The sequence below is a fragment of the Luteibacter sp. P1_D3 genome (assembly GCF_056406135.1).
In genome coordinates, this window is the sequence record NZ_JBFUAT010000033.1 from 1 (window position 1) to 26,694 (window position 26,694).

The window sequence follows — 26,694 nt, forward strand, 5'->3', positions numbered from 1 at the left end:
TGTACTGGATGCAGTGGTCACGGTCGGCGTAGTTGGTGTACTGGATGCAGTGGTCACGGTCGGCGTAGTTGGCCAGGGGGCCCGTCTTGTCGATGATGCGCACGCCGGCCTCCTGGGTCTCGATCACGATCTTCTCGATCTGGTCGATCCGGTCGGCGACCTGGCCGTGCAGGGCCATGGCGCATTCCACGGCGGTCTGGGCGTGGAATTCGGCCGGGAAGCTGATCTTGAACAGCACGTTTTCCATCACGTAGCTGCCGAACGGACGCTCGAACTCGAAGGCGTTGCCCTTGAAGGCCACGTCGTAGAAGCCCCAGGTCTTGGCGGTGAGCGCCGAGGGGTAACCCACCACGTTGCGGTAGACGGCGTTGATGGCGTGGGTGACGGCGCGGCGGCAGGCGTCGCCGGCGGCCCAGCTCTTGCGCGGGCCGGTATTGGGGGCGTGGCGATAGGTGCGCAGTGCCCCATTGTCGATCCAGCTGTGCGAGACGGCCGTGGTGATCTGCTCCTTGCCACCACCGAGCATGGCCGTGGTCACGGCCGTGGAAGCCAGGCGGACCAGGATCACGTGGTCCTGGCCAACGCGGTTGAAGCTGTTCTTGAGCGCATAGCAGCCCTGGATCTCGTGGGCCTTGATGGCATAGCCGAGGACGTCACGCACAGTCAGCGCCTTGCCGCCTTCCTTCACCGCCTTCTGCGAGAGGTAATCGGCCACGGCGAGGATCGAGCCAAGGTTGTCCGACGGGTGACCCCACTCGGCGGCCAGCCAGGTGTCGTTGAAATCCAGATAGCGGATCTGGGTGCCGATGGCGAAGGCGGCCTGGACCGGATCCAGCACGTGCGAAGTAAACGGCACGCGCGCACCTCCCTCCATCACGGCGCCCGGAACAAGCGGACCGAGGTGCTTGACGCAATCCGGGAACTTCATCGCCAGGGCCGAGCAGGCCAGCGAGTCCAGGAGCATGTAGCGCGCGGTGTCGTACGCCTCTTTCGAGTCGATCTGGTAATCGGCCACGTAGTTGGCGATGTCCACCAGCGGCTGGTCCGGATCGGGACGCGTGGCGGAACGGATATCGTGTGCGCTCATGGACTTCACTCGTGGAGGGTGGGAAACCGGCGATTTTAACCGGTCGACCCCCGGGTATGTCTTGCCGCGGTGCATCTCAACCGCCACAATGCCCCCGACTACCGCCCAAGAGGGAGTAGTTCCGCGGAGCCCTCGGGCTTCGTGCGCGACGATCGTCAATACGGACGCCACACGCGTCCCGGGCGTCGCGGCGGCATCGCGCCGGGAACGAGACTTTTGTGGTGACGASGGGTGCGCGTACCCGTCGCCGCCGCATTCGATCTCACAACGCGCGAAGGACCCGCTTCATGGATTTCCTCACTCCCGAATTCTTCTCCGGCCTGGCAGCGATCATCCTGCTCGACCTGGTGCTGGCCGGCGACAACGCCATCGTCATCGCCCTGGCCGCACGCAACCTGCCCCGCGACCTGCAGAAGAAGGCGGTTTTCTGGGGCACCTTTGGCGCGATCGCCCTGCGTATCGTGCTGACCTTCGCGGTGATCTGGCTGCTCAAGCTGCCCGGCCTGATGCTGATCGGCGGTGCCCTGCTCATCCCGATCGCCTGGAAGCTGCTCAAGCACGACGAGCACGACCCCTCGATCACGCCCGCCGCAGGCTTCTGGGCGGCGATCCGCACCATCGTGATCGCCGATGCGCTGATGGGCCTGGACAACGTCCTGGCGATCGCCGGCGCGGCCAAGGGCCACATGGGCCTGGTCGTCCTCGGCCTGGCCATCAGCGTGCCGCTGGTGGTGTGGGGTTCCACCCTGATCCTCAAGCTGATCGAGCGCTTCCCCGTCGTGATCTACATCGGCGCCGCCGCCATCGCCTGGACGGCCGCCCGCATGATCGCCCACGACCATCTGGTCTCGCCGTGGTTCGAGGCCAACCCGTGGGCTCCGTGGACCCTCGACGCCCTCCTCGTCATCGGCATCTGCGCCGGTGGCTGGTGGCGCGCACGCCTCGCCCAGCGCGCGAAGCTGCCTTCCCCGGTCATCGGTGAATAACGCATCCCCCTGTAGGAGCCGATTCATCGGCGAATGGCAAATAAACCCGCGGCGCAGCCGCGCCCCTACAGGTTGCTTGCCTCAGCCCCACCGAAGAGAAGTATCGCCGCTGAAGCGGCTCCCACATTTCTCAGATCCCAGATCCCATAAAAAAGGGCCGCCCGAAGGCGGCCCGTGGACTCCCCCTGGCGAGGCGAACGGCACGAGACCGTTCGCCAACCAGATGATCAGAAGCGGAAACGGATGTAAGCAGCCGGTCCGTTGAGCTTCATGTCGAGATCGAGGTTGTAGTTACGCTTGTCCTGGTTGAGCTTGATCTTCGTGTACGCGTATTCCGCACCGATACCCACGTTCTGCCACGGGAAGTACTCCAGGCCAAGAGCGGCATCGAAGATGTGGCCGTTGAGCTCGCCACCGTTCTTCTTCACGCCCGAGGCGTTGAAGTACATGCGCCACTGGTCGTTGAAGGCATGACGCCAGCCGATCTGCAGGTTCGGCGCCCAGGCGCTCTGGTTGGTGCTCGCACCCGAAGCGACACTCTCATCGTTGACCGTCGCGCTGCCGTAGACGCTGGCGTGCACCTTGTAATACGCCGCACCCAGGCCAAGGCCGAAGACGTCGTTGCCGGTGCCGAACCACCACTTGTAAGCGGCGCTACCGAAGGTGAACTTCAGATTGCCCTTCGCTTCCGCAGCAGCATCGATCGGCTGGCCAAGGAACTCGATGTTCTCGTCGAGCGAMTTGGAATGCGAGCGGTTCACTTCGTAGTAATCGAAGCTGAAACCCTGGTGCTCACCGATAAGGAAGTCGAGGCGAACGCGCGGCACGGTCTTGTGCTTCTTGAAGTCGAGGTCTTTCTCGAGGTTCACATTCCCGCTGGTATTCAGGTAGGCCGTCTTGCCGCCGATGTTGGTGTCGTTGTTGGTGTAGTAACCACCGACCCAAAGGCTGATGTTGTCGAGCGCCGGAGACTGGGACTTCTTGTTGCTGTCCTGCGCATGCGCAGCGGCACCGAAGACAGCGAGCGTTGCGATGGCGAGACCCGCGGTGGCCTTGCCAAAACGATGATGACGGTTGCGCATGTTTCTGAAACTCCCTGCCAAATTTTTGTTTTAGATCGAACCCCCATCGAAATGTTAACGAACGATAGTGTGTGCGCCGCGTGCACGGGAACTCTCGCGTGTTTGAAACGCGTTCAGGAGAATCAACGAATTGTGTGCGTCAGAGCGTGATCGGTACGCGCACCGTGATCGTCGTATCCGGCGTATCGCGAGTGACACCAACGCCTAACGTGACATTCAACGTCTCTTTATCGTTGAAGCGGTATGAGCCACCGATCAACAGCGAACCCAGGGTCGCGCGCGCGGAACCGGGCAGCGGATCCCCGTTCTGTTGCGTGCGACCGACGAACGCCTGGTCGTAGCCGATGCTGATCGACGCCTTTTCGTTGAGCGAAAGACCCATGCCCACGCTGATATCGGCGATGTCGCCTGCCTTGATATCGCCGAGGAACTGCTTGCCGGCCAGCACTACGTTACGACTTACGTTTTTCCGCTCGAAGTTATGCAGATAGCTCAGGTTGCCGAAGAAAACGACGGGATCGGAGGGATACAGCCAGGTCACGCCCGCCTGCGCGGAGTAAAAGCCCGTGCCCGTCGGACTCTGCAGAGGCAGGCCCGTGCCGGTGAAGTTCTCGAGGCATCGCGTGACGCAATCGCTGGTCACTTCGAAGGGATCGCGACCGGTGCGCGACTTCGCACGGAACCAGCCGACGTAGTACGGCTTGTCCGCACCGCCGTCGTTGAGCTGGTAACGCAGCGTGGCTTCGATGTCGCCGATGCCCTTGCCGCTGGTCGTGAACAGGTTGTCCTGCGCGGTGCCGGTGAAGATCTCGCGGCTGATCGTGTCGGTGTGGTTACTGACGTACGGGATGCGGACTTCCAGTTCCATGCGGTTGGTCAGGCCGTAGCGAAACGCCACCGCACCGGTCTGCGTCGTCGTCTTCACCTGACGCACGTCGATCAGGCCGATGAGAATGGCCGGAATCACCGTGTAACCCACCAGCGCGACGCGATCGCTCGACGAATAGCCGTACTGGTAGGACGGCTCGATGATGAGCTTGCCCCTCGGTGTCAGCACACCGGGCTGATCGAAGATCGGTGCCACCTCCGGCGGACGGTCATCCTGCTCGGGACGCTTGCCCACCGGCCGCGTCGCGACCACGGGTTGCGAAGTCGGCCCGGTCGGTGCGCCTGGCGCCGGCGTACCCGGCGGTGGCTCCTCCTGCGGCGGCGCAGACTGGCCGCCGGCCACGGCGGCGGATCCACCACGCGCCTCTTCCAGTGCGTTCATGCCGATGGCCTTGCGCAGGTCGTTGTACTGCACCTCCTGCGACGCCAGCTCGCGCTTCATCTGCTCGAGTTCGGCGAGTTGCTCGGCCATCTTGCTGCGCATCGCGTCGATGCGCCGGCCCTGCGCCTCGATCTTTTCGCGCAGCACCGGATCGACCGAATTACTGGTACTGGCGGCGCTGGTCTCCTGCGCAAGGCACGCACCGATCCACATCGGTAGCGTCGCCAGCGCAAGCGCGCCCGCACACGTTCTTGCCTGCATCACCCTGCCGTTGCGATACATGCTTAGTTCCCCCGGAACTGGACCACCGCGTCGTTAACCGATTCTGCTACCCGCATGTTCTGGAGCATGCGTGCCGTATTCACTGACGCGTCGATCGTGGTGGTGGCCGTGATGGCCTGGTTGTCTAACGAGTTCTGGATGACGAGCCCTGGCGTGATCGAGGCCGGCAGGTTCACGGCCGCCGTGGCTGCCGACGGTGCCTGCACAGGCAGGTTTACCGAAGGTACCGATGCGGCCGACTGTGCCGTGGCGTTCGCCTGCGCCGCGTTGGTCGGCGCCAGTGCCGCCGCGTCCACGCTGTTGCTGCCGACGTTGATCACCGTGGTCTGCAGTGCGCTCTGCAACTGGGCAGCCTGTTGGGCGGTGATGTTGGCGATATCGGGAACCGAGATGGTCGTACGCATGGCCTCCATGCCATTGACCAGGACGGTGCGTTGCAGCGCGAACGAAGCACGCAGGTTGTCGCCGAAGTCGAAGCCGCCGCGAATCGTGTCCAGCTGGGCGTCCGGCACGGCGTGATTCACCGGAAAGTTTGCCGCCTGGCTCGCGGCACACGTGCCGCCGACCAGCAGGACGGCGATGAGGATGGGGCAAATTTTCATATATCCCCCGGTCCGCGCTTGGGCATGACGATCGGCGCGAGCCCGTTACGCTCGATGCCTTCGCTGATCGGCGCCGCAGGAGCAACCGCCCAGTCGCGCGGACTGTTGAAAATGGCGCGGTCTCGCTCGTTATGGATGACGAAGACGACATGGTTGTTCCACATCGCATCAAAGCGGCGCTTCGACATCGAACGGGTGCCACGTGCAGGGTCGCCGACCAGCACACGGCCATTCTTGTAGCCTTTGATCACCACGAAATGGTGATAGCCACGTTCGTTGATCAAGACGATGGCGGGGATGCCTTCGTCGTCGAGTTTTTCCAATGGCACGTCGAAGCCATCGGCATCGAAGCCACGCGAAGCGAGGAAGCGTTTGATGTCGAGAAGGGAGAAACCTTCCTTGCCGATCTTATCCCGATCGCCGTTGGTGAACATCACGTCGAAGGCCGCCTGCTCGTCGATCGGGTAGCCGTACTGATAAGTGAGCAGGGTCGCCACGGCGGCGGAGCCGCAGCTGAAATCGTACTTCTGTCGAATCGTGTTGCGGAAGCGTGCTTCCTTGAGGCTCGTCAGATGGATCGGGTAAGACGTACCCGGGCTGGTCTGCACCTCCGCCTTCATCGCGACCGCCGGTGTGGCGGCAAGCGCGACGAGGAGGGCGACGGCGCAGGCCATCCTCATGGGTTCATCCTGATGTTGACGATCGTGGCGTTCTGGATGAGCACGTTGTTGCCGGAGTTCTGGATCACCGTGGGTAATCCGGCGGAACTGCCGAACGCGCTTCCCGATACGACATTGCTCCCGCTGAACGTGCCCTTCGCCTCGGTATCGGACATGGTGCCGTTGAGGGTCTGGGCGTTGACGTTGTTCGTGGTGTTGCTACCGCCGCTCATGTCCTGCAACTGGTCGGACGATGTGGCCGGGCCGAAAGAAGACGGCGGCGGATCCTGTCCGGGTGGCGTGGCATACGCGGCCGAACTCGCGCACGCAGCCAGTAGAGCTGCCAACGCAAGCGGCGTACGGTGTTTCCTGTCGTGCGGCATGGGTGTTCTCCAGAAAGGACGTTCGTTCCTCCGGCTGTCCACGGAGCGCGCGAGGCGCTCCGTGGTTCCCGTCGCTTTCGTCTTGCCGTGCGTTTACGGAGCCGAACCCACGCTCAGGTTGGCCTGGACGTTCACGCTCTGCTGGATCAACGAGGCCGCGCCACTGTTCTGCGCGAAGGTGCTGATACCCGCGGCGCCACCCGCAGCACTGCCCATGTCGTTGGCCATGCTGAACGTGCCTGCGTTGACGTTGTTCGCACCGCCGGCACCGCCGGCACCGCCGGACGCGCCGTTGCCGTTACCACCGGTGCCGCTGCCGCCCGACGCGCCGGCGCCACCGGCGCCGCCCGAGGCAAGCGCTTCGCCACCGGCTCCGCCCGTGGACGCTCCGCCTGTCGCCGTCGCGGTCGCATCACCCGAGGTGCCCGCACCGCCCGTGCTGGCGCTTGCGCCGCCCGTGCTGGCCGTCGATCCACCCGTCGGAGCGCCGCCACCGGCACCACGCGACCGGGCGTTGCCACCGTCACCGGAGGCGTCGCCACCGTTACCGTGAGCACCGCCACCGGACGCTGCCGTCAGGGAGCCGGCGTCGCCGCTATCTGAGGAGGCGTCGCCACCGACAGCACCACGCGCACGCGCGTTGCCGCCATCACCACCGGATCCGCCTTTACCGCCATACCCTTTGGCGCCGTAGCCATCGCCACCCGAACCGCCTTTGCCGCCACTGGCGTTGCCCCAGTTCTGGGCGACATTGCCGTTGCCGTAGGTGGTGACGCCGCTGACCGTTCCGTTCAGTTCGCTGTTGGCGACCGCGTTTGTGGTGTTGAACGATCCGGATGTGGATTTGTTGTGAGTCGAGCTGTCGGCCCAGGAATGGGTCGAGCTGTCCGAGTAAGTCGAGCTGTCCGAGTACTGCACGGCAATCGATTTACGTTGGGCCGATGCACCTGACGATCCCGTCTGGGTATCGTCGGCCATGGCCGGCAGTGCGAATCCGATAGCGAGGCAGATCGCCGTGGCGATAAGAGTCTTACGCATGGGAGAGTCTCCTGTGAGCGACGCGAAACCCCTGTTTCTGCGGGAAAGCCGGACGCCCTGCCAACGTTCCGGGTCATAGGAGAGAGCAAATTGCGTGCCCGGCGTCGCGTATACGGCGAGATCGCCGTCCCATGCGGGTTTTGCGAAATACGCAAAATGAACGGGCGACTCGTTTTGTAAAGGCCTTGATACACGCCGTAACGCCACTGGTCCGGCGCCCGTTGCTGCTGTCGCCCTTGCCCCGGGCGGCGGTTACGAGGATCATTCGAACGATCGTTTGAACCCGGATCCCGCCGTGTCCTATCCGCACCTTCTCGCCCCGCTCGACCTTGGCTTCACGACGCTGCGCAACCGCGTGCTCATGGGCTCCATGCATACGGGCCTGGAGGACAAGGCCGGCGATTACGACAAGCTCGCCGCCTTCTTCGCGGAGCGCGCCCGCGGCGGCGTTGGCCTGATCGTCACCGGCGGCATCGCGCCGAACCTCGAGGGCTGGCTCAAACCCCTCTCCGGCACGATGTCGATGCCCTGGCACGTCGGCCGGCATCGCAAGGTCACCCGTGCCGTGCATGCCGAGGGCGGCAAGATCTGCATGCAGATCCTCCACGCCGGGCGCTACGCCTATCAGCCGTTCTCGGTGGCGCCCTCGAAGATCAAGTCGCCGATCACCCCGTTCACGCCTCGCGCGCTGTCGTCCCGCGGCGTGGAACGCAGCATCGACGCCTTCGTGCGCAGCGCAAAGCTCGCGCGCGATGCCGGCTATGACGGTGTCGAAGTGATGGGTTCGGAGGGCTACCTGATCAATCAGTTCCTCACCGAACGGACCAATAAGCGCACGGACCGTTGGGGCGGCTCGGCTGAGAACCGCATGCGCTTTCCGATCGAGATCGTCCGCCGCACACGCGAGGCGGTCGGCAAGGACTTCATCATCATCTATCGCCTGTCGATGCTGGACCTGGTCGACAACGCGCAACCGTGGAGCGACATCGTCACCCTGGGTAAGGCCATCGAAGCCGTCGGCGCCACGATCATCAACACCGGCATCGGCTGGCACGAGGCGCGCATCCCCACCATCGTGACGAGCGTGCCTCGCGGTGCGTTCAGCTGGGTGACGCGTCGGATGAAGGGCGAAGTCGGTATCCCGCTGGTCACCACCAATCGCATCAACATGCCCGACGTGGCCGAACGCATCCTTGCCGATGGCGATGCCGACATGGTCTCGATGGCACGCCCGCTGCTCGCCGATCCGGAATGGGTCAACAAGGCGAAAGCCAGCCGCCCCGCCGCCATCAACACCTGCATCGCGTGCAACCAGGCCTGCCTCGATCATGTCTTCGAGAATCGTCGCGCCACGTGCCTGGTGAATCCGCGCGCCTGCCATGAAACCGAGCTCACGATCACACCGGCCGTCGCGAAGAAGCGCGTCGCCGTGGTGGGTGCGGGACCGGCCGGCCTCGCCGCCGCGACCACGCTCGCCGAACGCGGTCATGCGGTGACCCTGTTCGATCGCGCCGGCGAGATCGGCGGCCAGTTCAACATGGCCAAGCGCATCCCGGGCAAGGAAGAATTCAGCGAGACGCTGCGCTACTTCGGCCATCGCCTCGATGAGACAGGTGTGGAACGCCGACTAGGCACCGACGCCACGGCGGACGCGCTGGCCGATGGCGGCTTCGATACCGTCGTCCTCGCGACCGGCGTGCTGCCGCGCCCGCTCGACCTCCCCGGTGCGGACCACCCCAAGGTGCTGTCCTACCTCGATGTCCTGCACGGCAACGCCACGGTCGGCCCACGGGTCGCGATCATCGGCGCCGGCGGGATCGGCTTCGATGTCGCCGAATTCCTCAGCGAGGCGGCACCCYCCCCCAGCACCGATATCGCGCGGTGGACGAAGGAATGGGGTGTCGACATGACCATGGCCACGCCGGGCGGCCTCATGCCCGCGCAGCCAGAAAAATCCGAACGGCAGATCTGGCTCTTGCAGCGCACGGCGGGACGCCCGGGCGCTCGCTTGAACAAGACCTCCGGCTGGGTGCATCGCGCGACGCTGAAGAACAAGAGAGTGACGATGGTCGGCGGCGTCGGCTACGACCGCATCGACGATGCGGGCCTGCATGTCACTATCGACGGCAAGGCGCAGGTGTTGGCGGTGGACAACGTCATCGTCTGCGCCGGGCAAGAGCCGAACCGGCAGTTGCACGAGGCGCTCGTGGCGCGCGGCGTGGACGTCCGCCTGGTCGGTGGCGCGGATGTGGCGGCGGAGTTGGATGCGAAGCGGGCCATCGACAAGGCCACCCGCCTCGCCGCCGCGCTTTAATCCTTCGGGCCCGACTTGCGGGCCCGACCGATGATCCTGATTGCTGTGGGACCTGGATTTCTGTGGGAGCCGATTCATCGGCGATGGGCCTTCCGGCTAAACCGCTCCGTTGGCTTTTCGCCGATGAATCGGCTCCCACACTTCCCTTTCGATCAGCGCTTTTCGATCGGCACGTAGGCCTGGTCTTCCGGGCCGGTGTAGTTCGCACTCGGACGGATGATCTTGCCGTCCTGGCGTTGTTCGATCACGTGTGCGCTCCAGCCCGACGTGCGCGCGATCACGAACAGCGGGGTGAACATCGCGGTCGGCACGCCCATCATGTGGTACGCCGATGCCGAGTACCAGTCGAGATTGGGGAACATTTTCTTCAGCTCCCACATCAGCTTCTCGATCTTCTCCGACACTTCGAACAGGCGCGGATTGCCGCCGTCGGTGCAGAGCTTGCGCGCAATTTCCTTGATGATCTCGTTACGCGGATCGGACACGGTATACACCGGGTGACCAAAGCCGATGATGATTTCCTTGCGCTCCACGCGTGCACGGATGTCCGCCTCGGCTTCGGCCGCGTCGCGATAGCGCGCGATGATTTCCATCGCGACTTCGTTCGCGCCACCGTGCTTCGGACCACGCAGTGCACCGATCGCACCGGTGATCGCCGAATACATATCCGAGCCGGTACCGGCGATGACACGCGCGGTGAAGGTGCTGGCGTTGAATTCGTGCTCGGCGTAAAGCACCAGCGAGCGGTCGAGCGCGTGCGAATGCAGATCGCTGGGCTTGCGGCCGTGCAGCAGGTGCAGGAAATGCCCGGCGATCGACTCGTCCTCGGTCTCGGTCTCGATGCGCTTGCCGTTGTGGCTGAAGTGGTACCAGTACAGCAGCATCGAACCGAAGCTGGCCATCAGGCGGTCGGCGATATCGCGCGCACCGGTGATGTTGTGGTCGTCCTTCTCCGGCAGCACCGTGCCGAGTACGGAAGCACCGGTGCGCATGACGTCCATCGGATGCGTCGCCGCGGGCAGAAGCTCGAGCGCCGACTTCACCGGGGCAGGCAGGCCGCGCAGGCGCTTCAGCTTGGCGCGGTAAGCGTTGAGTTCCATCCAGTTCGGCAGCACGCCGTGGACGAGCAGATAGGCGACTTCCTCGAAAGAGCCCTTGGCGGCAAGGTCGTGGATGTCGTAGCCACGGTAGTGCAGGTCGTTGCCGCTACGGCCGACCGTGCAAAGCGCGGTATTGCCTGCGGCGACGCCAGACAGGGCGACGGACTTCTTTGCCTTCGGCGGGGGTGTGGTGGTGGTGTCGCTCATGCGTGACTCTCCTTAACCCTTTTTGGAAAACAGAGCATCGAGGTGACGCTCGTAGTCGTGATAGCCGATGCGGTCGTACAGTTCCTCGCGCGTCTGCATCGTGTCGATGACGTTGCGCTGGTGACCGTCGCGGCGAATGGCGGTGTAGACGTTCTCGGCGGCCTTGTTCATGGCGCGGAAGGCGGACAGCGGATAAAGCACGATGCCCACGCCGACGCGGCCGAGCTCTTCGGTGCTGAACAGCGGGGTCTGGCCGAACTCCGTGATGTTCGCCAGCACGGGCACGTTCAATGCCTCGACGAAACGCTGATAGGTCGGCAGGTCATACGCGGCTTCAGCGAAGATGGCGTCGGCACCGGCCTCCTGGCAGGCGATGGCACGCTCGATGGCCGCATCGACACCGAGCACGGCGATGGCGTCGGTGCGGGCAATCAGGAAGAAGTCGGGATCAGTCTTCGCATCGGCCGCAGCCTTGACCCGGTCGGCCATTTCCTCGGTGGTGACGATTTCCTTGCCGGGACGATGGCCGCAGCGCTTGGCGCCGACCTGGTCCTCGATATGGCAGGCGGCAGCGCCGAACTTGATCAGGCTCTTCACGGTGCGCGCGATGTTGAACGCGCTGGGACCGAAGCCGGTGTCGATATCGACCATGAGCGGCAGGTCGCAGACGTCGGTGATGCGGCGGACGTCGGTGAGCACGTCGTCCAGGGTATTGATACCCAGGTCCGGCAGGCCCAGCGAGCCGGCAGCGACACCGCCGCCGGACAGGTAGATGGCACGGAAGCCCGCGCGCTTGGCCAGCAGCGCATGATTGGCGTTGATCGCGCCGATCACCTGCAGCGGCTGTTCGGCCGCGAGTGCGGCGCGGAAGCGACCGCCGGCCGAGGGAAGCTGTGCCATGGAACTCTCCGCGTAAAGAATCCCATTTTAGCGCGAACCGGTGCCGGGGCTTTGCTGCGTCGCGGGAGAGCATCGCCGATGAATCGGCTCCCACAGAGATCGGCTCCTACAGAAAGCGGCTCCCATGAGGCCATGCTGTGTGTGGGAGCCGATTCATCGGCGAATGGGAGCTTGCCCCGCCCTCCCTTACCCGTGCCTCCCACAATGAGGTCCGCGGGCAACAGCCCTCCTTACGGCCTCCAGCGCATTCGGATCGTCCAGCGTCGAAAGGTCGCCAGGGTCGGTGCCCTCCATCACCGCCTGGATCGCCCGCCGCAACAGCTTCCCCGACCGCGTCTTCGGCAAGGCACTCACCACGTAGACGCAGCCCGGCCGCGCCACCGCGCCCAGCAGTTCGACAACGCGCCGCTCCATCGCCTGGGCGACGTCGCGCGGGTCATCGGTAACGCCCTGCTTCAGGGTGGCAAAGACGGCGGGCAGCTGGCCTTTCAGCTCGTCGCCGATACCGACCACGGCGACTTCCGCCACCGCGCCGAGCGTGGCCACCGACTCCTCGATCTCGCGCGTGCCCAGGCGATGTCCGGCCACGTTGATGACATCGTCCGTGCGGCCGAGGATGAACAGGTAGCCGTCCGCGTCGCGGACCGCCCAGTCCAGCGAGCTGTAGAGCAGCTCCTTGAAGTGCCCAAAATAACTGCGCACGTAGCGATCGTCGTCGCGCCAGATCGTGCTCAGGCAACCGGGTGGCAGGGGTGGCTCGACGACCAGCACGCCCTTCTCCCCCGCCGCTTTTTCATCGCCGGTCGCTTCGTCGATCACGCGCATGCGAAAGCCGAACGTCGGAAAACCGGGCGAACCCGGCCTGACCGGCTTGAGATCGAGACCGGGCATCAGCGACACCGCCGGCCAGCCGGTCTCGGTCTGCCAGTAGTTGTCGACGACGAGCTTGCCGGTGCCTCCCGACAACCATTCGTACGTCGTCTGGTCCAGCGGTTCGCCCGCGCAGAAGATGTATTTCAGCGCGGAGAGGTCAGATCGCGACAACCAGGATGCATCCTGTTTCTTCAACACGCGAATGGCGGTCGGCGAGGAGAACATGGTGCGCACGCGGTAGGTTTCACAGAGCCGCCACCAGATACCCGGATCGGGTGCCGTCGGCAAACCTTCGTAGAGAATGGCGGTGCAGCCGCCGATCAGCGGTCCGTAGACGTTGTACGAGTGACCCACCGCCCAGCCCACGTCCGAGGTACACAGGATCGTCTGGCCGGGATGCAGGTCGAAGATCGTCGTCATCGACAGTGCCAGCGCCACTGCATAACCACCGACATCGCGCTGCACGCCCTTCGGCTTGCCGGTCGTGCCGGAGGTGTAGAGCAGGTAACTCGGCTCATTGGACTCGAGCCAGGTCACCGGCACGTTCGCACCCTCGTGCCGGCGACGTCGTTCGTTGTAGTCGACATCACGGTGTTCGACGCGATCCATGTCGGGATCGAGCCCGCGATCGACGATCAGCACGTGCGCCGGCGGGGCTTTCGTCTCATGCAGCGCGGCGTCGATCAGCGGCTTATAGGGAATGACTTTGCCGCCCCGCATGCCGGCGTCGGCGCAGATCAGGAGTACCGGCTCGGCGTCGTCGATACGCAGTGCGAGGTTGTGCGCGGCGAAGCCACCGAAGACCACCGAATGGATCGCACCGATGCGGGCACAGGCCAGCATCGCGAAGACCGCCTCGGCGATATTGGGCATGTAGATGACGACCCGATCGCCCTTGCCGACGCCGAGCTCGACGAGTACCGCGGCGAACGCGTTCACCTCGCGATGCAATTCGCGATAGGTGATTTCGCGCGTCGACTCCGTTTCCGTAGAGACAGCGACGATCGCCAGCTGATCGCCACGCTCGTCGAGGTGGCGATCGATCGCGTTGTGGCAAAGATTGGTGGTGCCACCGACGAACCAGCGGCGAAACGGCGGCCGTGAATCGTCGAGGATGCGCTGGGGCGGCGTCTCCCAGTGGATCAGCCGCGCCTGCTCGGCCCAGAACAACTCGGGCTCATTGACCGAGCGTCGCCAGAGTTCGTCGTAGCCCATGGGCTTGCCTTCGGAGGTCATCGTCCGAGATTACGTCAGCGCCGTTGCCGGCGCCTTTCCACCTTGGTCGCACGGCGTCATGACGAGGTAGGAGCCGATTCAGGGCGTTTTACCCTGCCCGGGCCTGGCAACGCCGTACATCTCCCACGCGATCTTCTTCAGCAGCGCGTTGCGGTCCTCGCCTTCGACGTACAGGTCGAAATGCGTCTTGCCAGGAAGGAAGCGGATGTCGCTCTTCGCGTGCAGGCCGTCGAGCGTGTCTTTGAGAAGTTTCGCAGAGCCATCGAGGTAGAACGTGTCCGCCGTGCCCACGTAGAGGTGGATCTTGCCGTCCAGGTCCGGCTTGAGCTCGGGCCAGTGCGTGCGCAGTCGCTGGGCGATGTCGTAATGGTCATGCCAATAGGCGACGACGGCGGGATCGATGACACCGGTGTCGCGGTTGAACATCGGCTCGGGGCGACCGTCCTTGCCGCGCGGCGAGAACACCCATTCGAACGAGGCCAGCTGGCCGCCGTAGGCGCCGAGGACGCGCTCGAGGTGGGCGAAGGTGTCGAACGTGGCGATCACCTGGCCCTTGTCGCGGATCAGCGGATACGCCGTGCCATCTGCCTTCTTGTACGCGTTGGCGTTGGCGGCATACAGGTCGATGCCGGTGAAGTCATGGAAATCGCTGGGATCCGGCGACGTGGACCACGTACCGCCGAATACCTTCGGGTAGCGCGTCTGCAGCCACAGGGTGGCCCAGCCGCCCGAGGAATGGCCGTTGAGGAAGCGGCCGCCGACCTTGGCGTCCATCTTGTAACGGCCTTCCAGCCAGGGAATGTACTCGGTGGTCAGCGCCTGGCCCCAGGGGCCGTTGTTCACCGAATCGGCGAACTCGTGCGTGCCGGTCGGACCGGCTTCGTCGAGCAGCACCCAGATCATCGGCGGCATGGTCTTGTTGGACATGGCCGACCACAAGCCGGCGATGGTGCCGGCATACCGGTCGAAACCGCCACCGAAGCCGTGGGTGACGAAGACGGTCGGATAGCGCGTGCTGCCCTTCGGGTCATAACCCGGAGGCGTCACCACCCAGGCGCGGATCGACAGGGGGCGGCCAGCGAACGCGGTGAGGGCGGTGCTCTGCAGAACCTCGGCGCGGGCGTGCTGGCGTGCCTCGGGCAGCGCATCGCGGACCGCCTGCGGCACGGTCGGTGGCAGCTGCCAGGGATCCTTTGCCGGGACGCTTCGGGTGAGCTTCAGGACCGGCAGGGAGCCACCGGCGGTGAGCTTCACCGGGGTGACCTCGCTGATCAGGTCGCCGCCGTGACGGCCGCTGTAGTTGTAGTCGTGGCCGACATCGAGCACGGCCTGGACGAGGTAATCACCAGGCGGCAAGCTCGAAAAGCCCGCCGGGAATGCTTCGCCGTCGGTGTCCAGATCGACCGACTGACCGGGGGCGAGCCAGCTCACCTCACGGGCCGCGACGGAAACGGCCTTGGGCTGGAAGGGATTGGTGTCGACCTCCTCCACCTTGCCGTCCTTGGCCGCCTCGCGGGCGACGGCGGCTGGCGCGGCGAACAGGAGCAGGCGCCCCGACGTGCCCTTGTCGGTCGCCCCATCCAGGGTAACCCTGACGATCCGGTGCGCCAGCGGCGCCTCATCGGCCTGCGCGGCAGAGGCGCCAGCGGTAAGAAACGCGAGCGCCAGGAGGGCGCGGGCGGACATGGTCTTCATCGTGTGCTTTCCCCTTCTCGCCGCGGAGGCGCGGCATGGCAACATGGGCGATCCTGCCACGAGACGAGGACCTTGCGGAAATGGACGCGGAATGGATCAGCCGGCATGCGCTATCGATCTGGGCAATCGTGCTCGCCACGGCCCTGCTCAGCGCCGATGTGGCCTGGCGGCGCGCGGTGCGCCGCCGCGAAGGCGTGGACGCAGCCGCACGAAGCCTGCTGAGGCCGACCACGGCCGTCGCCGTGCTGGTAGCGACCCTGCTGATCGCGACCGTCATCGCCGTGGAAGTACGCGAGCAGGCCGGCCTCACCGTCTTCGATGCCGCGCTGGCCAGCGACCTCCGGGACAACATGCCGCGCCCCGTGCTTCACGGCATCGCCTTGCTCAGCCGGACGGGCAACTCCCTGGTGCTCGGCAGTGTCGCCGCCCTGGTCTTCCTCGCGCTGCTCTGGCGACGCCACTGGCGGCTGGCGATCGCGTGGATCGTCACCCTGGTTGGCACGGTCGTCATCAACAGCCTGCTCAAGCTGTGGTTCCAGCGCGAGCGCCCGCTGCACGATCACGGCTTCATCATCGAAAAGAGTTACAGCTTCCCCAGCGGTCACGCCTCGGGCTCGATGGTGTTCTACGGCATGCTCGCCTATGTGCTCGTGGTGCTCACTCCGCCGCGCTTTCACCGGCCCATCGTGGTCGTGGCCGTCGCGATGATCAGCCTCATCGGGATCAGCCGCATCCTGTTGCAGGTGCATTATTTCAGCGATGTGATGGCCGGTTACGCCACGGGCCTCGCCTGGCTCACGCTGTGCGTGGGCAGTGCCGAATACATTCGCCTGCGACAGGGACGCCAGGCGACGCACTGAATTCATGCGGCCGTGACGAGCCGGATGGTTCGATCCCAGCGCATGAGCAACGACCTTTCCTTCGCCATCGTGATGAATGCCGGCTCCGGCCACCAGGATGCGGCGATCGCGCGTGAGGAAATCGCCTCGATCCTGGATGCCGCCGGGCGCCGCCACCGCTTTTTCCTGTTCGATGGCGGTGGCGATATCGCCGGTGTCGTGCGCGATGCCGTGGCGTATGCAAAGGACGACGGCGGCGCCATCGTCGGTGCGGGTGGCGATGGCACGATCAATGCGGTCGCGGCGRCGGCGTGGCGTGAGCAGTTGCCGATGGGGGTCCTTCCCCAGGGCACGTTCAATTTCGTCGGCCGCACGCATGGGATCCCCACCGATACCCGCGGTGCCACCGAGGCCTTGCTGCGTGCGACCCTGGGGCACGCACAGATCGGCCTGGTCAACGATCGCGTGTTCCTGGTCAACGCCAGCCTGGGCTTGTATCCACAGGTCCTCGAAGACCGGGAAGCCTGGAAGCAGCGTTTCGGACGCCACCGCATCGTGGCCTTGTGGTCGGGTTTAGCAACCATGATGCGCGGCTACCGGCCATTGCGCATCGATGTCAGCGACGGCACGCGGACGCGTCACCTGCGCACGCCCACCCTGTTCGTCGGCAACAACGCGCTCCAGCTGGAAAAGATCGGCCTGGCCGAAGCCGTGGACGTGCAGCGCAACGACGGCACGCTCGCCGGCCTCGTGCTCAAGCCGATCGGCCGGCTGACCATGCTTGGGTTGATCGCGCGCGGCGCGCTGGGCAAGCTGGGCGACGCGCAGAACGCCATCGGCTTCGCGTTTCGCGAGATCACCGTGACGCCAAAACACCATCGCCAGAAACTCAAGGTGGCGATCGACGGCGAGATCGTCTGGCTCGATCCGCCCATCGTCTTCCGCGCCGCCCCGCGTCCACTGGCCTTGCTTACCGATGGGACGCGCCAGCCCGGCGAGGACCCCGGATGAGCACCATCGCGCAGATTTCGGATACGCATTTCGGCACCGAACGGCCCGACGTGATGAAGGCGCTGGGTGAGTTACTGGTCTCGATGCGCCCGGAGCTGGTGATCCTGTCCGGCGACGTGACCCAACGCGCACGACGCTCGCAGTTCGATGCCGCGCGGCGTTTCATCGAGAGCTACGATCGGCCCACCCTGGTCATACCGGGCAATCACGATGTGCCGTTGATCAACCTTTTCGCCCGCATGGTTTCACCCTTTGCCGGATACCGTCGCGTGTTCGGCGATAACCTCGAGCCGGACTTCGTCAGCGACGATGTTCTCGCGATCGGCGTCAACACCGTCCGGCCACGCCGGCACAAGGACGGCGAAGTGTCCGACGCGCAGATCGAGCACGTCAGTGCCCGCCTGCGCGAGGCGACCGATGCGCAGCTGCGCATCGTCGTCACCCACCAGCCCGTGCACGTGATCCGCGAAAAGGACGTACGCAACCTGCTGATCAATCACGAACGCGCGATCGCGGCCTGGGCGGAAGCCGGTGCGGATCTCGTCCTGGGCGGGCACATCCACCTGCCCTACGTCCGCCCCTTGAACACGCCGTCGCGCGCGCTGACCAGCGAACTGTGGTCGGTGCAGGCCGGCACGGCGTTATCCACGCGCATTCGCGAAGGGATCAGCAACTCGTTCAACGTCATCCGGCACGATGCCCAAGGCGATCGATCCGCGTGCATTGTCGAGCGGTGGGATTACAACGAGGCCAACGGTCGTTTCGATCCCGGCGGCAAGACCACGGTCCCGCTCGAGCGCTACGGCCGCTACACGTAGTGCATCTTGCGGGCGACGCCACCATCCACGGTGAAATTCTCCCCGGTGATGAAGCCTGCCTGCGATGACAACAGAAAGACCGCGAGGGCAGCGATATCGGGCGGCACGCCCGCCCGGCCTACCGGATGCTGCGCGTGATCGGCGGCCGACAGCTTCGGCTTGCGCCGGGCGGACGGCTTTTGCCAATCGTCCACGACGATCCAGCCCGGGTTGATCGCATTGACGCGTACAGGACCCGCGCTGATCGCGAGTGCATGCGTAAAGGCGACGATGCCGCCCTTGCTCGCCGCGTAGGCCTCACTGTCCGGCTCGGACTGGTGAGCGCGCGACGAGGAGATGTTCACGATGGCGCCGTTGGACTTCTTCAATGACGGCAACGCGTGCTTGCTGCACAGGAAGGTGCCACCCAGGTTCGTATCCAGGCGACGCTTCCACTCCGCCCAGTCGAGCTTTTCAATAGGGCCGGTGTGTGCGCTGGCGATGCCCGCGTTGTTGACCAACCCGTCGATGCGACCGAAGCGACGCAAGGCCGCAGCGACGAAGCGTTTCACGCTGGCCTCCTTCGCCACGTCGAGGACGAGGAAGGCGGCCCGATCACCGGCGCCCCAGGCCTCGATGCAGGCCTTGCCGGCCTCGGCGTCGACATCGCCGATGACGACGCGGCCACCGGCGGCGAGCACGCCCTCGGCGATGCCGCGACCGATGCCCTGGGCGCCGCCCGTCACCAGGACCACTTTGTCGGGCCATTCGCTCACCGGCGATGACGGCACGGGCGCGGCGTGTTTGGGCATGGACATGGGCATGGTCGATCTCCGGTGTCGAGACGACCGACTCTAAACGAAACGGTCAGGCCAGCCGCGTTAATCTTGGCGCCTATCCGACCCAGGAGCGACCATGCAACCGATCTCCACCGGCCTCATCGGCTATGGCACGGCAGGCGCTTTCTTCCATGCGCCCCTGATCGCCGCCGCCGACGGCCTTCACCTTTCTGCGATCGGCAGCCGCCGCAGCGACGAGATCCGCCGCGATTTCCCCGAGGCGGTGGCGTATGAGGATCCTCGTGACCTGCTGGCCGACCCGGCCATCGACCTGGTCGTCATCGCCACGCCCAACGAGACGCACGCGCCACTGGCACGTGCAGCGCTCGAAGCCGGCAAGCATGTCGTGGTCGACAAACCGTTTACGCTCAACGCGGCCGAAGCCGAGGCACTCATCGGTCTCGCCGACCAGGTCGGCCGCAAGCTCTCGGTCTTCCAGAACCGTCGCTGGGATAACGACTTCCTGACCGTGCGGCGGCTGGTCGACGACGGCCGGCTTGGCGAAGTCGTTTATTTCGAGGCCCACTTCGATCGCTTCCGCCCGGAGATCAAGCAGGGCTGGCGCGAAACCGAGGTTCCCGGCTCGGGTCTGCTCTACGACCTTGGCGCGCACCTGATCGACCAGGCACTGGTGCTCTTCGGCATGCCCCACGCCATCACGGCCGACGTGACCCGCCAGCGTGCGGCCGCGAAGGCGGACGACTATTTTCATCTGGTGCTCGACTACGGGCATCGTCGCGCTGTGCTGCACGCGTCCGTGCTGGTGCGCGATCCCGGCCCGCGCTATCTGGTTCATGGTGACGGCGGCAGCTTCGTGAAATACGGCATCGATGGCCAGGAAGCCGCGCTGCGTGAGGGACGCCGCCCCGGGGGCGAAGGCTGGGGCAGCGACGATCCGCTGTTGTTCGGTCGCTTCACCGACGTCGACGGCACATCGACGGTGATCGATACGCTACCGGGCCGCTATACGGCGTTTTATGACGGCGTTGCGGCGGCCATCCGTGAGAACACGGCGATGCCGGTGGAAGCCCATTCGGCCCGCGACGTGATCCGGGTGATCGAAGCGGCGCAGATCAGCGCACGCGAACGGCGCAGCGTTTTGTTGTGATCGGCGGCGCGGCTTAACCCTTCTCCGCTGAAGTGGCTCCCACCGAGCAAGGCGCGGCAACCTGCCCGGTAGGAGCCGATTCATCGGCGATGCTGTCCCTACCCGTCGCCTAGCGCCACCGCTCGCGACTGATCACTAACCCACCCGCTCCACGACGGCGCATAGAGCCGCGAGCCACAAAGCCCTGCATATTCCATCGCCAGAAGGTTATGACAGGCCGTCACACCCGAGCCGCACATATGCACGACATCCTCGGCGGCGTGCGTCCCCATCACCGCGTTGAAGTCACGGCGCACGACTTCGGGCCGCTGAAACCGCCCGTGCGCATCGAGATTCTCCGCAAACGGATGATTCCTCGCACCCGGCACATGCCCGGCGACCGGATCCAACGGCTCGACATCGCCCCGATACCGCGGGGCGGCACGCGCATCGAGCAGGAGGAAACGCCCACTGGCGACGCCTTCGGCCAACTCGTCGGCCGCCACCGTCCCTGCCTCGTCGAAGGCGACGTGGACCGAGGTGGCCTCCCGCCGCACCGTCCCGGCATCCACCGGATGGTTCGCCTCGAGCCAGGCAACCCATCCGCCATCGAGCACCGCGACGTTGTCGATACCGGCGAGACGGGCAAGCCACCAGAAGCGTGCCGCGGCCAGTGCACCGCCTGCGGCGTCATACGCGACGACCTGCAGGTCCGGCCGCCATCCTGCCTGCGACAACCACGCCGAGAACGACGAGGCCTCGGGCAGTGGATGGCGACCCCGCCCGTTCGACGGTGTCGCCATGTCCGCCAGGTCGCGGTCGAGGTCGGCCCGCACGGCACCGACGATGTGGCCGGCCGCGTAATCGCGGTCTCCCTTCCCGGCGTCGGCGAGATCGAAACGGCAGTCGACGAAGAGCACGTCGTCCGCGCGGAGATTCGCGGCGGTCGCCGCATCGATCAGCGTGCGTGAAATCAACATGGATGACCCATCCGTTTCAGGAGGTTGTACAGGATCGCCGCCGTGACGCCCCAGATGCGGTAGCCCGCATGGAGAAACTCGACCATGTCCCGCCGATGACCACGAAAATCCATCGTATACCGACGCAGGTTGGCCGGCTCCATGAAGAAGGCGAAGGGCACTTCGAAGACTTCGGCGACCTCGCCCGGGTCCGGCTTGAGCACCGCGTTCGCGGCGATCCGCGCGACCACGGGCGTCACCGAGTAACCACTGATCGTCTCGAAAGCTTCGAGGAAACCGAGCGGCGTGACCATGCCGGCATCGAGGCCGATTTCCTCCTCGCTCTCGCGCAGCGCGGTGGCGACGACATCGATGTCGTCGGGCTCGACACGCCCACCGGGAAACGCGACCTGCCCCGCATGCTGCTGCAAGGTGTCCGTGCGTACGGTGAGCACGACGCGCTGCTCGCGGTCGTCGCGAATACCGATCAGGACGGCGGCGGGACGACGCGGCGTGGTGCCGATCAGCTCGGCCATGTCGTCATGGTTCCAGCCGCGCGGACCCGGCGGCGCATCCAGCGGAAGCAGCGCGCCGCGCAGTCTCGCCAGCAGGTCGTCCATCAGCCGGCCTGCCGGTGAGGAAGTACCTCGTCCATGATCCAGAGCTTCTGCACATCGTCCATCGTCGACCAGCGGGCGATCTCGTCGCCGGTGCGCAGGCAGCCCTCGCACAGCCCGCGCGTGTCGAGTCGACACACGCCGGTGCAGGGCGTCAGGGGAAGCGTTGACGAGGGGACGATGGCCATACCGTCGGCCATTCTAGCGCCCCGCTCCGGTTACTGCTGGATGTCGACCAGTTCGATGTCGAAGACGAGGGCTTCGTTCGGCCCGATGCGCGGCAATTCGCCTCGCTCGCCATAGGCCAGGGCGGGCGGAATCACCACCTTCCACTTGTCGCCGACACGCATGCGCGGGATCACATCCTGCCATCCCGCAATGACGCGGTTGACCGTGAAGGTCACGGGCTTGCCATGGGCGTAGGAACTGTCGAACTCGGTGCCGTCGATGAGCGCGCCGCGGTAGTTCACCACCACCGTGCTGGTCATCTGTGCCTGTGCACCGCGGCCCTTGGTCAGCACCGCGTACTGGATGCCCGATGGCAGCGTGACCACGCCAGGGCGCGTGCGGTTGCGCGCGAGGAAGTCGGCGCTACGCTGCGCGTTCGCTGTCGCCACACGGCGGAACTCGATGGTGGAATCCCGCTGCACCTTGGCGTCGAAGTTCACCAGCTGCTGCTGCATGACATCGATCGGCACGCCAGGGGCACGCTTGGCATAACCGTCCTGCAAGGCCTTCACCAGTACGGAAATGTCGACGTCGGGCTGCGCGCTGTTAGCGAACTGGGTACCGATCTGGTAGCCGATCGCATAGGACAGCTTGGTCTTGTCGATCGCCGGTGCCCCGGATGCCGGAGTGGTCGGGGCCGACTGTGCAAGCACCGCGCCACTGAGCAGTGACAGGGCGATGACCAGGAAACGCAAGGGTGACATCCCGTTCTCCGTGAACCCGGAACTTTGAGCGTGCGTGGAGGATAGTCCATCGGCCACGAGGCCGCCCGTTCGCCATCAGACGCCTCCGAGGGGTAAAGGTTCCCCTGCTAACATTCGCCTCCTCATCCCCTCGCCAGGAATCGCCATGGCTTTCCGCAACCTGACCACCGCGGACCGCGCCGCCGTCCGCACGATCACCGTCAATCGCCCCGACAAGCTCAACGCGCTCAACCAGGAAACCATCGCCGAGCTGACCCTCGCATTCCGCCAGGCCGCACAGGACGACGCCGTCCGCGTGGTGATCCTGGCGGGTGCCGGCGAGAAGGCGTTCGTGGCCGGTGCTGACATCTCGGAGATGACCGCGTGGGCCCCGGTGAAGGCGCAGGCGGCATCGCGCGCCGGGCAGGACCTCATGCTCGCGGTGGAACGCCTGGGCAAGCCGGTCATCGGCAAGATCCAGGGCTATGCCCTCGGCGGCGGCATGGAGCTGGCCATGGCCTGCCATATCCGCGTTGCCAGTGAAAAGGCGAAGTTCGGCCAGCCCGAGATCGGCCTCGGACTGATCCCCGGCTTCGGCGGCACGCAGCGCCTGTCCCGCCTGGCCGGCCGCGGCGCGGCACTGGAACTGTGCCTGCTGGGTCAGCAGATCGATGCGGCGCGCGCCGAGCGGCTCGGCATCGTGGCCCGTGTGGTGGCCGCCGAGGAACTCGACGCGACCGTGGACGCCATGGCCGACCAGCTGGCCGCCGCCGCCCCGCTGGCGCTCAAGGGCATCCTCGAGGCCGTGATCGAAGGCGGTGAGTGCGCGATCGACCAGGGCCTGGCGTTTGAAACGCAGGGCTTCGCGATCGCGTTCTCGACGGAAGACATGCGCGAGGGTACGAGTGCTTTCCTGGAGCGTCGCAAGCCGTCGTTCAAGGGGGCTTGAGGTTCGAAGGAGCCTGAGACCAGGGCATCGCCGATGAATCGGCTCCTACCGAGCCATGGTGCCGCGACCTGCTCGGTAGGAGCCGATTCATCGGCGATGCTCTTCGACCATGCCGACCGTCAGCCGTGCCCGCCGGCGTACTTCTTCTCGCCCGCGGTCACACGAACGTCGAGCCGGTTCTCCGGCGGCGCCAGCGGACAGGTGGCGTACGGGGTGAAGGCGCAGGGCGGGTTCCGCGCTTGGTTGAAGTCGAGGATCAGCTTGCCGTCCTTCGCCAGCGCGGTGTCGAGAAAACGCGCCGCGCCATAGGTTTCCTTGCCGCTGGTGCGGTCGGCGAAGACGAAGAACAGCGAGTCCGGCTCCTCCTGGATCGGGTACAGCTCGAACGTGTGGCCGTCACGGACGAACACCGCCTTGCCTGGCACTTTCTCCTTGTCGATGCCGCCGAGCACGTTGCCGATCTCCAGCTCGTGCGGCGGATCGAACGGCACCCAGTCGGCGACCACGCGCCACGACGGGTCGATGGTGAAATAGTCGATGCCGGCGAAGTGAGCGCGTGAATCGGCGTTCTCGTCCTTCACGCGTAACGCCTTCTTGCCCTCGCGAGCGATGACCAGAAACTTGGCCGATCCGAAGCTCACTTCGGTGGCCTTGCGGCCCGCTCCGCCGTCGTCGACCAGGGTGGCGCGCTGTACCTCGCGGCCGTCGACCAGGGCACCGCTGCCCTTGGCCAGCTCGATCGTGGCGACGCCACTCTCGTCCAGCGTGATCGTGCCCAGGTGCGCCGGCCCGGCCTTCAGGACGATATCGTTGTCCGCTGCGCTACCGATGCGGTTGACGCCGGGCTGAAGCCATTCCAGACCGATGAGGCTGAGCCAGCCATCCGGTGCCTTCAGCGTCTGCAGGCGGTCAGCGCGGACTTTCTCGACGGAGGCGGTGTAGTCGTCACCGGCAAGGGCGCTACCGGCCGCTACGGCGACCACGGAAGCGAAAGCGAGCGAGCGGATCATGGCGATACCTCGTTTGGACGTCTATCCGTCCAGCATAACGCTAAAACGGAAACGGATCAGCGACCGCGAAGGAACAGGCGATCCAGCTCGCCAAGCGATAACTGTACCCAGGTAGGACGTCCGTGATTGCATTGCCCTGACCGCTCGGTGCCTTCCATTTCGCGCAGCAGCGCATTCATTTCGGGAATGCCAAGACGGCGGCCCGCGCGCACCGAGCCATGGCATGCCATGGTCGAGAGCAACTCGTTCTCGAGTTCTTCCAGGCGGCGCGAGCTACCGTGCTGGGCAAGCTCGCCAAGGACATCGCGCGTCAACTGGGCGACGTCGGCCCCTTCGAGCAGCGAGGGGATACGACGCACGACGACACCGGACGGACCACTGCGCGACAGCTCCAGACCCCATTCCGCAAGCGCATCGGCATGTTCTTCGGCCGCCGCGGCTTCGCGCGCGCTTACCGCGATCGTCAAGGGCACGAGCATCATCTGCGAGCGCAGATTGGCGGTGACACGGCCGTTCTTGAGCTTCTCGTAGGTAATGCGCTCGTGCGCCGCATGCATGTCGACCAGGATCAGGCCGTGCTCGTTCTCGGCGAGGACATAGATGCTCTTCAGCTGGGCGATGGCATAACCCAGCGGCGGCACGTCGCTGGCGGCGTCCGGCTCGTTACCCGCCGGGGGCGTCCACGCACCCGACGGGCGCGGTACGTTGGCCGCGCCGAACAGCGTTGCATAACCGGCGAGCGGTTCGTCGCGAACACCGAGGCTAAGCCGCGACTGGCTGCTCGACTGCGGCCACGCAGGCATGGCCGGCGACCCTTGCGTCGCGGCGGCCGGGAACGAACCCACCGGGCGATAGTCGCCGCCGGCGACGGCCATCGACGCTGCGGATTCCCCCGCAGGCGCCGTCGCCCCGGCACGGGTCTGCGCCAGCGCTTCGTGCAGGGTGCGGAACAGGAAATCGTGGATCAGGCGCTGCTCACGAAAACGTACTTCGTTCTTCGCCGGATGCACATTCACATCGACGCCACTCGGGTCCAGTTGCAGGAACAGGACGAACACCGCGTGGCGTCCATGGAACAGCACATCCGAATACGCCTGGCGAACCGCATGGGCGACGATGCGGTCGCGCACCAGGCGACCGTTGACGTAAAAGTACTGCTGGTCGGCCTGCGAGCGCGATGCCGTCGGCAAGCCGACCCAACCCGACAGCCGCAAACCGGCTGCTTCGTGCTCCACACGCAATGCCTGCCCGGGAAACTCGGGACCGAGCACTTCGGCGACGCGGGCGAGCGCGGCATTTTCGTCGCGCGCCGGTTTCAGCAGGCGCACCGGCTTGCCGTTGTGGGTCAGCCGGATGTCGACGCCCTCGCGCGCCAACGCGAGCGACTTCAGCAAGTCGTCGATGTGGGCGAACTCGGTCCGCTCGGCACGGAGGAACTTGCGGCGAGCCGGCACGTTGTAGAAGAGGTCACGCACTTCAATGGTGGTACCCGGCGGATGCTGCGCGGGACGCGCATCCTGCAGGCGGCCACCGTCGACGTCGATGCGCCACGCGGCGTCTTCGCCCTGGTGCCTCGAGGTCAGCGAAAAGCGCGCCACCGACGACACCGACGCCAGTGCTTCGCCACGAAAACCCATGCTGGCGACGCGTTCGAGATCGTCGAAGCTGCCAATCTTGCTCGTTGCATGCGAGGCCACGGCCAGGGCGAGTTCGTCGCGCGGAATGCCGCCACCGTCGTCGCGCACGCGTATCAGCCGGGTGCCGCCCTGCTCGATGTCGACCTCGATGCGACGCGCGCCGGCGTCGATACTGTTCTCGACGAGTTCCTTCACCACGGAGGCGGGGCGTTCGATCACTTCGCCAGCCGCGATCTGGTTGATCAGCTCGGGTGGCAGGGGACGGATGCTGGGCATGAGGGGTACGGCCTGACGTGCTTTCAGGTCGAAAGGATAGCCCAAGGC

At 65.5% G+C, this 26,694-nt stretch carries 25 protein-coding genes; 7 read left to right on the forward strand and 18 right to left on the reverse strand.

Going from position 1 to position 26,694, the window contains the following annotated elements; all coding sequences use genetic code 11:
* A partial coding sequence (locus AC1DYM_RS18215) for a bifunctional 2-methylcitrate dehydratase/aconitate hydratase (protein ID WP_477340745.1) occupies window positions 1-1,087 on the reverse strand: 1,087 nt, incomplete at its 3' end.
* Window positions 1,088-1,374: 287 nt separating this feature from the next.
* Between AC1DYM_RS18215 and AC1DYM_RS18220 the strand changes: the two genes are divergently transcribed.
* Complete coding sequence (locus AC1DYM_RS18220) at window positions 1,375-2,073, forward strand: TerC family protein (protein WP_477340747.1); 699 nt, start codon at window positions 1,375-1,377, stop codon at window positions 2,071-2,073.
* A gap of 227 nt (window positions 2,074-2,300) precedes the next feature.
* Here AC1DYM_RS18220 and AC1DYM_RS18225 read toward each other — a convergent pair whose 3' ends face one another.
* The 6 genes from AC1DYM_RS18225 to AC1DYM_RS18250 all read right to left on the reverse strand — a co-directional run bounded on the left by AC1DYM_RS18225 (window position 2,301) and on the right by AC1DYM_RS18250 (window position 7,389).
* Entirely contained in the window at window positions 2,301-3,155 is an 855-nt protein-coding gene (locus tag AC1DYM_RS18225) for an outer membrane protein (protein WP_477340749.1), read from the reverse strand.
* A gap of 139 nt (window positions 3,156-3,294) precedes the next feature.
* A complete protein-coding gene (locus AC1DYM_RS18230; protein WP_477340750.1) occupies window positions 3,295-4,707 on the reverse strand; it encodes an acetate kinase in 1,413 nt (470 codons plus the stop codon).
* Between the two features lie 2 nt (window positions 4,708-4,709).
* Window positions 4,710-5,309, reverse strand: coding sequence for a hypothetical protein (locus tag AC1DYM_RS18235; protein WP_477340752.1), 600 nt, complete (start codon window positions 5,307-5,309; stop codon window positions 4,710-4,712).
* A complete protein-coding gene (locus AC1DYM_RS18240) occupies window positions 5,306-5,989 on the reverse strand; it encodes a C39 family peptidase (protein WP_477340754.1) in 684 nt (227 codons plus the stop codon). Before AC1DYM_RS18240 ends, AC1DYM_RS18235 begins: the two co-directional genes overlap by 4 nt.
* Entirely contained in the window at window positions 5,986-6,351 is a 366-nt protein-coding gene (locus AC1DYM_RS18245) for a hypothetical protein (protein ID WP_477340756.1), read from the reverse strand. Before AC1DYM_RS18245 ends, AC1DYM_RS18240 begins: the two co-directional genes overlap by 4 nt.
* A 93-nt stretch (window positions 6,352-6,444) precedes the next feature.
* Window positions 6,445-7,389: a hypothetical protein gene (locus tag AC1DYM_RS18250; protein WP_477340758.1), complete on the reverse strand. Its 945-nt coding sequence runs from the start codon at window positions 7,387-7,389 to the stop codon at window positions 6,445-6,447.
* Window positions 7,390-7,684: 295 nt separating this feature from the next.
* Between AC1DYM_RS18250 and AC1DYM_RS18255 the strand changes: the two genes are divergently transcribed.
* Window positions 7,685-9,703, forward strand: a complete 2,019-nt coding sequence (locus tag AC1DYM_RS18255) for an oxidoreductase (protein WP_477340760.1) — start codon at window positions 7,685-7,687, stop codon at window positions 9,701-9,703.
* Window positions 9,704-9,855: 152 nt separating this feature from the next.
* Here the strand turns inward: AC1DYM_RS18255 and prpC are convergent, their stop codons facing one another.
* The 4 genes from prpC to AC1DYM_RS18275 form a co-directional block, all read right to left on the reverse strand.
* The gene (gene prpC, locus AC1DYM_RS18260) at window positions 9,856-11,010 is read right to left on the reverse strand and encodes a bifunctional 2-methylcitrate synthase/citrate synthase (protein ID WP_477340762.1); all 1,155 of its coding nucleotides are present in this window, start codon (window positions 11,008-11,010) and stop codon (window positions 9,856-9,858) included.
* Window positions 11,011-11,022: 12 nt separating this feature from the next.
* Complete coding sequence (gene prpB / locus AC1DYM_RS18265; protein WP_477340764.1) at window positions 11,023-11,910, reverse strand: methylisocitrate lyase; 888 nt, start codon at window positions 11,908-11,910, stop codon at window positions 11,023-11,025.
* A 186-nt stretch (window positions 11,911-12,096) separates the two neighbouring features.
* The gene (gene prpE, locus AC1DYM_RS18270; protein ID WP_477340805.1) at window positions 12,097-13,998 is read right to left on the reverse strand and encodes a propionate--CoA ligase; all 1,902 of its coding nucleotides are present in this window, start codon (window positions 13,996-13,998) and stop codon (window positions 12,097-12,099) included.
* A 99-nt stretch (window positions 13,999-14,097) separates the two neighbouring features.
* Window positions 14,098-15,714, reverse strand: coding sequence for an alpha/beta hydrolase (locus AC1DYM_RS18275; protein WP_477340766.1), 1,617 nt, complete (start codon window positions 15,712-15,714; stop codon window positions 14,098-14,100).
* Window positions 15,715-15,749: 35 nt separating this feature from the next.
* Here AC1DYM_RS18275 and AC1DYM_RS18280 point away from each other — a divergent pair, with 35 nt between their 5' ends.
* The 3 genes from AC1DYM_RS18280 to AC1DYM_RS18290 are packed head-to-tail and all read left to right on the forward strand — an operon-like array spanning window position 15,750 to window position 18,382.
* On the forward strand, window positions 15,750-16,574 hold the full coding sequence (locus AC1DYM_RS18280) for a phosphatase PAP2 family protein (protein WP_477340768.1): 825 nt from the start codon (window positions 15,750-15,752) through the stop codon (window positions 16,572-16,574).
* A gap of 42 nt (window positions 16,575-16,616) precedes the next feature.
* Window positions 16,617-17,564 (forward strand): diacylglycerol/lipid kinase family protein, encoded by a 948-nt coding sequence (locus tag AC1DYM_RS18285; protein ID WP_477340770.1) that lies wholly within the window; start codon window positions 16,617-16,619, stop codon window positions 17,562-17,564.
* Window positions 17,561-18,382, forward strand: coding sequence for a metallophosphoesterase family protein (locus AC1DYM_RS18290; RefSeq protein WP_477340772.1), 822 nt, complete (start codon window positions 17,561-17,563; stop codon window positions 18,380-18,382). The genes AC1DYM_RS18285 and AC1DYM_RS18290 overlap by 4 nt, the downstream gene beginning before the upstream one ends.
* Here the strand turns inward: AC1DYM_RS18290 and AC1DYM_RS18295 are convergent.
* The gene (locus AC1DYM_RS18295) at window positions 18,373-19,173 is read right to left on the reverse strand and encodes an SDR family oxidoreductase (RefSeq protein WP_477340807.1); all 801 of its coding nucleotides are present in this window, start codon (window positions 19,171-19,173) and stop codon (window positions 18,373-18,375) included. The genes AC1DYM_RS18290 and AC1DYM_RS18295 overlap by 10 nt on opposite strands.
* A gap of 103 nt (window positions 19,174-19,276) precedes the next feature.
* Here AC1DYM_RS18295 and AC1DYM_RS18300 point away from each other — a divergent pair, with 103 nt between their 5' ends.
* A complete protein-coding gene (locus tag AC1DYM_RS18300; protein WP_477340774.1) occupies window positions 19,277-20,308 on the forward strand; it encodes an oxidoreductase in 1,032 nt (343 codons plus the stop codon).
* Between the two features lie 98 nt (window positions 20,309-20,406).
* Here the strand turns inward: AC1DYM_RS18300 and AC1DYM_RS18305 are convergent, their stop codons facing one another.
* From AC1DYM_RS18305 to AC1DYM_RS18320, 4 genes are read right to left on the reverse strand one after another with little or no spacing between them, the layout of a single operon-like run.
* Window positions 20,407-21,267 (reverse strand): sulfurtransferase, encoded by an 861-nt coding sequence (locus AC1DYM_RS18305; RefSeq protein ID WP_477340776.1) that lies wholly within the window; start codon window positions 21,265-21,267, stop codon window positions 20,407-20,409.
* On the reverse strand, window positions 21,261-21,866 hold the full coding sequence (locus tag AC1DYM_RS18310) for a CoA pyrophosphatase (RefSeq protein ID WP_477340778.1): 606 nt from the start codon (window positions 21,864-21,866) through the stop codon (window positions 21,261-21,263). The genes AC1DYM_RS18305 and AC1DYM_RS18310 overlap by 7 nt, the downstream gene beginning before the upstream one ends.
* Window positions 21,866-22,063 carry a DUF1289 domain-containing protein gene (locus tag AC1DYM_RS18315; protein ID WP_071924952.1) on the reverse strand — a complete coding sequence of 66 codons (198 nt, stop codon included), beginning with the start codon at window positions 22,061-22,063 and terminating at the stop codon, window positions 21,866-21,868. Before AC1DYM_RS18315 ends, AC1DYM_RS18310 begins: the two co-directional genes overlap by 1 nt.
* Before the next feature lie 18 nt (window positions 22,064-22,081).
* Entirely contained in the window at window positions 22,082-22,795 is a 714-nt protein-coding gene (locus AC1DYM_RS18320; protein WP_477340780.1) for an FKBP-type peptidyl-prolyl cis-trans isomerase, read from the reverse strand.
* A gap of 145 nt (window positions 22,796-22,940) precedes the next feature.
* Here AC1DYM_RS18320 and AC1DYM_RS18325 point away from each other — a divergent pair, with 145 nt between their 5' ends.
* Window positions 22,941-23,723: an enoyl-CoA hydratase/isomerase family protein gene (locus tag AC1DYM_RS18325; RefSeq protein ID WP_477340781.1), complete on the forward strand. Its 783-nt coding sequence runs from the start codon at window positions 22,941-22,943 to the stop codon at window positions 23,721-23,723.
* A gap of 119 nt (window positions 23,724-23,842) precedes the next feature.
* On the opposite strand, the gene AC1DYM_RS18330 is transcribed toward AC1DYM_RS18325, so the two are convergent.
* Both AC1DYM_RS18330 and mutL read right to left on the reverse strand, forming a co-directional pair.
* Window positions 23,843-24,733, reverse strand: coding sequence for a DUF1684 domain-containing protein (locus AC1DYM_RS18330; RefSeq protein ID WP_477340782.1), 891 nt, complete (start codon window positions 24,731-24,733; stop codon window positions 23,843-23,845).
* Between the two features lie 56 nt (window positions 24,734-24,789).
* A complete protein-coding gene (gene mutL / locus AC1DYM_RS18335) occupies window positions 24,790-26,646 on the reverse strand; it encodes a DNA mismatch repair endonuclease MutL (protein WP_477340783.1) in 1,857 nt (618 codons plus the stop codon).
* Window positions 26,647-26,694 lie beyond the last annotated feature (48 nt).

Bases quoted from the DNA above. Each gene is read 5' to 3' on its own strand.
- AC1DYM_RS18220 (WP_477340747.1), top strand. From the start codon at position 1,375: ATGGATTTCCTCACTCCCGAATTCTTCTCCGGCCTGGCAGCGATCATC.
- AC1DYM_RS18230 (WP_477340750.1), bottom strand. From the start codon at position 4,707: ATGTATCGCAACGGCAGGGTGATGCAGGCAAGAACGTGTGCGGGCGCG.
- AC1DYM_RS18235 (WP_477340752.1), bottom strand. From the start codon at position 5,309: ATGAAAATTTGCCCCATCCTCATCGCCGTCCTGCTGGTCGGCGGCACG.
- AC1DYM_RS18240 (WP_477340754.1), bottom strand. From the start codon at position 5,989: ATGAGGATGGCCTGCGCCGTCGCCCTCCTCGTCGCGCTTGCCGCCACA.
- AC1DYM_RS18245 (WP_477340756.1), bottom strand. From the start codon at position 6,351: ATGCCGCACGACAGGAAACACCGTACGCCGCTTGCGTTGGCAGCTCTA.
- AC1DYM_RS18250 (WP_477340758.1), bottom strand. From the start codon at position 7,389: ATGCGTAAGACTCTTATCGCCACGGCGATCTGCCTCGCTATCGGATTC.
- prpC (WP_477340762.1), bottom strand. From the start codon at position 11,010: ATGAGCGACACCACCACCACACCCCCGCCGAAGGCAAAGAAGTCCGTC.
- prpB (WP_477340764.1), bottom strand. From the start codon at position 11,910: ATGGCACAGCTTCCCTCGGCCGGCGGTCGCTTCCGCGCCGCACTCGCG.
- prpE (WP_477340805.1), bottom strand. From the start codon at position 13,998: ATGGGCTACGACGAACTCTGGCGACGCTCGGTCAATGAGCCCGAGTTG.
- AC1DYM_RS18275 (WP_477340766.1), bottom strand. From the start codon at position 15,714: ATGAAGACCATGTCCGCCCGCGCCCTCCTGGCGCTCGCGTTTCTTACC.
- AC1DYM_RS18280 (WP_477340768.1), top strand. From the start codon at position 15,750: ATGGCAACATGGGCGATCCTGCCACGAGACGAGGACCTTGCGGAAATG.
- AC1DYM_RS18290 (WP_477340772.1), top strand. From the start codon at position 17,561: ATGAGCACCATCGCGCAGATTTCGGATACGCATTTCGGCACCGAACGG.
- AC1DYM_RS18295 (WP_477340807.1), bottom strand. From the start codon at position 19,173: ATGCCCAAACACGCCGCGCCCGTGCCGTCATCGCCGGTGAGCGAATGG.
- AC1DYM_RS18300 (WP_477340774.1), top strand. From the start codon at position 19,277: ATGCAACCGATCTCCACCGGCCTCATCGGCTATGGCACGGCAGGCGCT.
- AC1DYM_RS18305 (WP_477340776.1), bottom strand. From the start codon at position 21,267: ATGTTGATTTCACGCACGCTGATCGATGCGGCGACCGCCGCGAATCTC.
- AC1DYM_RS18310 (WP_477340778.1), bottom strand. From the start codon at position 21,866: ATGGACGACCTGCTGGCGAGACTGCGCGGCGCGCTGCTTCCGCTGGAT.
- AC1DYM_RS18315 (WP_071924952.1), bottom strand. From the start codon at position 22,063: ATGGCCGACGGTATGGCCATCGTCCCCTCGTCAACGCTTCCCCTGACG.
- AC1DYM_RS18320 (WP_477340780.1), bottom strand. From the start codon at position 22,795: ATGTCACCCTTGCGTTTCCTGGTCATCGCCCTGTCACTGCTCAGTGGC.
- AC1DYM_RS18325 (WP_477340781.1), top strand. From the start codon at position 22,941: ATGGCTTTCCGCAACCTGACCACCGCGGACCGCGCCGCCGTCCGCACG.
- AC1DYM_RS18330 (WP_477340782.1), bottom strand. From the start codon at position 24,733: ATGATCCGCTCGCTCGCTTTCGCTTCCGTGGTCGCCGTAGCGGCCGGT.
- mutL (WP_477340783.1), bottom strand. From the start codon at position 26,646: ATGCCCAGCATCCGTCCCCTGCCACCCGAGCTGATCAACCAGATCGCG.